Origin of the sequence: uncultured Frigoribacterium sp. (genome assembly GCF_963515265.1) — a bacterium.
Lineage (GTDB): Bacteria > Actinomycetota > Actinomycetes > Actinomycetales > Microbacteriaceae > Frigoribacterium.
Genome location: NZ_CAUPYL010000201.1, coordinates 1 through 4648 on the forward strand (window position 1 = coordinate 1; position 4648 = coordinate 4648).

The following is a 4648-nucleotide window of genomic DNA, read 5'->3' on the forward strand; positions in this document are numbered from 1 at the left end:
GGCACGGACGCGGCGGGGGAGCGCCGGTGATCCGCGCCTCCTCGACCCTGCCCGGTCGGGCGTCGGCCGGCCGGCGACCGTCCCGTGCCGCTCTCGTCGCCGGCGTCGTGGGCGTCGGGGCGGCGGGCCTGCTCGCCCTCGCACCGGTCTCGTCCGCCTCGGCACACGACTACGTCGTGAGCAGCACGCCCGCCGAGGGCGGCACGCAGTCCGCCGAGCTGACCGAGGCGTCGATCACCTTCAACGACGTGATCCTCGACCTGTCGGGAACCGGCTCGTCGAACGTGCTCGAGGTGACCGACGCCTCCGGGCGGCACTTCGAGGACGGCTGCTCGGCCACCAGCGGGGCCACGCTGAGCACCGGGGTCGCGCTCGGCGCGGCGGGCGACTACACCATGACCTACCAGGCCGTCTCGGCCGACGGCCACACCGTGTCGGCGTCGCTGCCCTTCACCTGGGCGCCGCCCGCCGGGGCGAGCGTCGCCGAGGGAGCCGCCACCCGGCCCGCCTGCGACACCTCGGACGAGGGGGCGGGCGCGGACGGTGCGGGTCAGCCCACGGCCTCGGCGGAGCCGGGAGGCGCGGAGTCGACGGGCGCAGCCGTCCCGTCGGCCTCGGCCGACCCGACCGACGGCGCCACCGGCGAGGCCCTCGCCCAGGGTGCTGACCCGGACGAGTCGAACCTCGGCCTCGTCGTGGGCATCGGGATCGGCATCGTCGTGCTGGCCCTCGTGGCCGTGGTCGTCGTGCTCGTGACGAGCCGACGGCGCGGCGACGACGTCGCCGGTCCCGCAGGCGAGGTGGACCGGACGGACGGGGAGGACGGCGCGGGACGCGCACACGGCCCGGACGACACGGAACCGGGCCCCGGCGCGGGACGCGACTGACGCAGCTGCCCGGCACGCGCCTCCTGCGGGGCCCGCGCTCCGCGCACGCGAGAGCCCCGGCCCCCTGAGGGGGACCGGGGCTCTTCCCGTGGGCGCGGCGCTACGGGCGCGGTGCTAAGGACGCGCGATCCAGGCCTCGACGTCCGCGACCGTGCGCGGGATGCCGACCGAGAGGTTCTCGGCACCGTCGGCCGTCACCAGGATGTCGTCCTCGATCCGCACGCCGACGCCGCGGAACTCCTCGGGCACGGTGAGGTCGTCGGGCTGGAAGTACAGCCCGGGCTCGATGGTGAACACCATGCCGGGCTCGAGGACGCCGTCGAGGTAGAGGTCACGGCGCGCCGCGGCGCAGTCGTGCACGTCCATGCCGAGGTGGTGGCTCGTGCCGTGCACCATGTAGCGGCGGTGGTACTGGTGGTCGGGCTCGAGGCTCTCCGCGGCGCTGACGGGCAGGAAGCCCCACTCGGCTGTGCGTTCGGCGATGACCTGCATCGCGGCGGCGTGGATCTCGCGGAACGCGATGCCGGGGCGCACGATGGCGAACGCGGCGTCGGCGGCCTCGAGCACGGCCTCGTAGACGAGTCGCTGCACGTCGCTGAAGCGGCCCGACACCGGGAGCGTCCGGGTGATGTCGGCGGTGTAGAGGCTGTCGAGCTCGATGCCGGCGTCGATCAGGATCAGGTCGCCGTCGGCGACCGGGCCGTCGTTTCGGGTCCTGTGCAGCACGCAGGCGTGGTCGCCGGAGGCCGCGATGGTGTCGTAGCCCACCGTGTTGCCGTCGGCCCGGGCGCGACGGTTGAAGGTGCCCTCGACGAGGCGCTCGCCACGAGGGTGGGCGACGATGTCGTCGAAGTCCGCGATGACGTCCGAGAAGCCTCGGCCGGTGACGGCGACCGCCTGCCGCATCTGCGCCACCTCCCACGCGTCCTTGACGAGGCGCAGCTCGCTCGCGTCGCGGGCCAGGACGTCGACGGCGGCGGCGGACGACGGGTCGGCGGCGGTCGCGTCCGCGCCCGTCTCGTCCGGGCCGGCGGAGTCGACCGCGGCCGCGACGACGGCGTCGACGCGCGCGGTCAGCTCGGGGTCGGCCTCGCGGAGCACGAGTGTGGCGCCGGTCGACGAGGCGACCACCGCGTCCAGCTCGGCGAGCTCACGGGTGGCGAGGTCGAGGTCGGCGCCGACCTGCGCGAGCGAGGGGCGAGGTCCCGTCCAGAACTCCCCGATCTCGGGGTCGGCGTAGAACTCGTCCGACTCGCGACCGGCGCTGGCGCGGAAGTACAGCGTGGCCTCGTGTCCGTCGCCGGAGGGCTCGAGGACGAGCACCGAGCCGGGCACGGTGGCGGAGCCCCAGCCGGTCAGGTGCGCGAAGGCGGAGTGCGCCCGGAACGGGTAGTCGCAGTCGTTCGAGCGGACCTTCGCGCGCCCGGCCGGGACGACGAGGCGCTCGCCGCGGTGCAGCTCGGAGAGGCGAGCTCGGCGGACGGCTGCGAACGCGGCTTCCTCGCGCGCCGGGGGCATCACCTCGTCGCGATCGGCCCACTGGGACGAGATGTAGTCCTTGAACGAGTCCGAGCGGGGGGTGGTCGATCGGTTCGTGGTGGCACGGGGTGCCTTCTGTGCGTCCATGCCGCCATTGTCCCGCGAAGTCGCGGGCCGTCCAACCCGGTGCGGGGTCAGGCGCCCGTCACGGTGAGCTGCGCGACGACGGGGCGGTGGTCGCTGCCGGCCTCGTCCAGGTCGGTGACGACCTTGTAGCCGGTGGGCATCCAGGACCGCGTCGCGAGGACGTGGTCGATGGGGGTGCCGAGCAGCGGCGGGAGATCGGTGGGCCAGGTGCCCAGGCCGGCGTTCGCGGTCGTCACCCCGACGTCGCGGCAGCGGCCGAGGGCGCCGCCCGCGGTCCCGAGGCCGGCCATGTGGTCGAGTGTGGCGTTGAAGTCGCCCGCCATGATGACGTTCCCGTCTGCGCAGGCGTCCGCGAGGTACTGGAGGCCCGCCTCCCACGGGTCCATCTGCGCGGTCGTGGGCGCGACCGGGTGGGCCGCGACGATCACCGGCCCGACGCCCGAGACCGGGGTGGCGACCACCGAGGGCATGAGCGGCGTCGTCTCGACGGCGGTGCCGTCCTCGGCCAGGGCGACCGCGTACTCGCCGAGGGCCGCCGCGATGAGCAACGAGGTCGGCGCCGAGCCGCCCTGGGCGGGGTACTCGACGGTCTTGACGGTCATCGGCAACCCGGCCACGGCCATGGCGTCGGCCACCGCGGTCGCGGTCTCGGCGCTCGTCTCGGGAAGGCTCACGATCTCCGCGCCCTCCTCGACGGCCAGCGCGGCGATCGCCTCGGCGCCGGGCGCGCCTCCCTCGGTGTTCCAGACCACGACCGTCAGGTCGGTCGGCAGCGCCTCGACGAAGTCGTCACGGCCGAGGCCCCTGGCGGCGGCCACGCCGATCGACACGGCCCCGAAGACGAGCAGCAGCACCCCGAGGGAGGCGGCGATCGACCGGAGCGGACGAGCCGCGATCCCGACGACGAACAGGACCACGGCCAGCGCACCGGCGACGGCCGCTGCCGCACCGCGGAACGAGACCAGCTGGGCGACCGGCCACGTCCTCTGGAGGTCGAGCTGCTGCGGCCAGAGCAGGACGAACAGGGCAGCGGCGACCGCGAGGACGATGACGAAGGCGACGAGACGACGGATCATGGCGGGACCGAGCATAGGCGACCGCCCGTCCTGTGCCGGGAGGACGCTCGGGCGGGCCGGAGCAGGGTCGGCCTACGATGAGGGGATGTCACACCGCCCGATCGACCTGCACACCCACAGCAGCGTCTCGGACGGCACGGAGACCCCCGCCGAGCTCGTGGCCGCGGCCGTCTCCGCGGACCTCGCCGTCGTGGCCCTCACGGACCACGACTCGACGGCCGGCTGGTCCGAGGCCACCCGGGCCGTCGCGGGCACCGGCCTGACGCTCGTCCCGGGCATGGAGATGAGCACGAGGCTCGGCATGAACAGCGTGCACATGCTCGCCTACCTGTTCGACCCCGAGGACGCCGACCTCGTCGCCGAGACCGCACGCCTGCGCGACAGCCGGCTGCACCGGGCCGAGCGCATCGTCGAGAGGATCGCGGCGGACTACGACGTGAGCTGGGCCGACGTCCTGGCCCAGTCGACGCCGGGCGCGACCCTGGGGCGGCCCCACATCGCGGACGCTCTCGTCGCCGCGGGCCTCGCGCCCGACCGCAGTGCGGCCTTCGCCGGCATCCTGCACTGGCGCTCCGGCTACTACGAGCCGCACGAGGCGCCCAGCCCGATCGACGCGATCCGGCTCATCCGTGCAGCAGGCGGCGTCCCCGTGATCGCCCACCCGGCGACGCGCGGGCGTGACACGAACATCTCGGCGCGCTCGTTCGAGCAGCTCGTCGAGGCGGGCCTGCTCGGGGTGGAGGTGCGGCACCGCGAGAACACGGAGGCGGGCGCCGAGCGCCTGCGCGAGCTCGCGACCCGCCACGACCTCATCATGACCGGGTCGAGCGACTACCACGGGACGGGCAAGCCCAACCGGCTGGGCGAGAACAGCACGGACCCCGAGCAGCTGGCGCGCATCGTCGACGCCGCGACCGGCTGGCGACCCGTCGAGGGCTGATCCTCCTGGGGTGCGCCGTCGGGCGCGGTCGGTCTGGCCGACGAGCGCGGCGGGCGACGACGGAGGCCCCGCACCGTGTCGGTGCGGGGCCTCGGGGTCGAGCGGGGCAGGTGCTACGA

At 74.7% G+C, this 4648-nt stretch carries 4 protein-coding genes; 2 read left to right on the forward strand and 2 right to left on the reverse strand.

From position 1 onward, the window contains the following. Nucleotides 1–887 (forward strand): copper resistance protein CopC (locus RWM17_RS12455; protein ID WP_314104128.1); only part of this gene is annotated, 887 nt, incomplete at its 5' end. Nucleotides 888–1001: 114 nt separating this feature from the next. Here the strand turns inward: RWM17_RS12455 and RWM17_RS12460 are convergent. Then, nucleotides 1002–2513, reverse strand: coding sequence for an aminopeptidase P family protein (locus RWM17_RS12460; protein ID WP_314104131.1), 1512 nt, complete (start codon nt 2511–2513; stop codon nt 1002–1004). A gap of 47 nt (nt 2514–2560) precedes the next feature. Beyond that, nucleotides 2561–3589 carry an endonuclease/exonuclease/phosphatase family protein gene (locus RWM17_RS12465; RefSeq protein ID WP_314104134.1) on the reverse strand — a complete coding sequence of 343 codons (1029 nt, stop codon included), beginning with the start codon at nt 3587–3589 and terminating at the stop codon, nt 2561–2563. An 85-nt stretch (nt 3590–3674) separates the two neighbouring features. Here RWM17_RS12465 and RWM17_RS12470 point away from each other — a divergent pair, with 85 nt between their 5' ends. After that, nucleotides 3675–4529, forward strand: a complete 855-nt coding sequence (locus RWM17_RS12470) for a PHP domain-containing protein (RefSeq protein ID WP_314104135.1) — start codon at nt 3675–3677, stop codon at nt 4527–4529. The last annotated feature ends 119 nt before the right edge of the window (nt 4530–4648 follow it).

Excerpts from the sequence above, each read along its gene's own strand:
- RWM17_RS12465 (WP_314104134.1), bottom strand. The coding sequence starts at position 3,589 with ATGATCCGTCGTCTCGTCGCCTTCGTCATCGTCCTCGCGGTCGCCGCT.
- RWM17_RS12460 (WP_314104131.1), bottom strand. The coding sequence starts at position 2,513 with ATGGACGCACAGAAGGCACCCCGTGCCACCACGAACCGATCGACCACC.
- RWM17_RS12470 (WP_314104135.1), top strand. The coding sequence starts at position 3,675 with ATGTCACACCGCCCGATCGACCTGCACACCCACAGCAGCGTCTCGGAC.